This is a genomic window from Paraburkholderia sp. SIMBA_053 (assembly GCF_046534895.1).
Lineage (GTDB): Bacteria > Pseudomonadota > Gammaproteobacteria > Burkholderiales > Burkholderiaceae > Paraburkholderia > Paraburkholderia caledonica.
In genome coordinates this window covers 1-266 of sequence record NZ_JAWRXU010000840.1, presented here as the reverse complement: position 1 = coordinate 266, position 266 = coordinate 1, and the positions used below count along the sequence as shown (strand labels likewise).

Genomic DNA, 266 nt, shown 5'->3' with positions numbered 1-266 from the left:
CGACCAGCGCATCCCCGTCGCGCACCCCGGCACGGGCGGCCGCGGAATCGGGACGGAGACCCTGCACGCGCCGCCCGTCGCTGCGGAAGGAGGCGACGTCGAAGCCGAGGTCGTACTCCGCAGCCGTCGCCGGGACCGCTCGCATCCCCTCGAAGAGAACCTCGGGAAGCGGGATGGGGGTCCCTGCGGCCATGGCGACGAAATCGCCTTGCGCGGCAGCCCCCGTGAACGCCGCCACCCGCTCCACCCAACCCGCGGCCCCGACC

At 74.8% G+C, this 266-nt stretch carries 1 protein-coding gene; it reads right to left on the bottom strand.

The window, feature by feature from the left end; translation table 11 throughout:
• The coding region (locus tag SB753_RS37950; protein ID WP_410805273.1) for a hypothetical protein at positions 1 to 266 on the bottom strand (266 nt) is incomplete at both ends.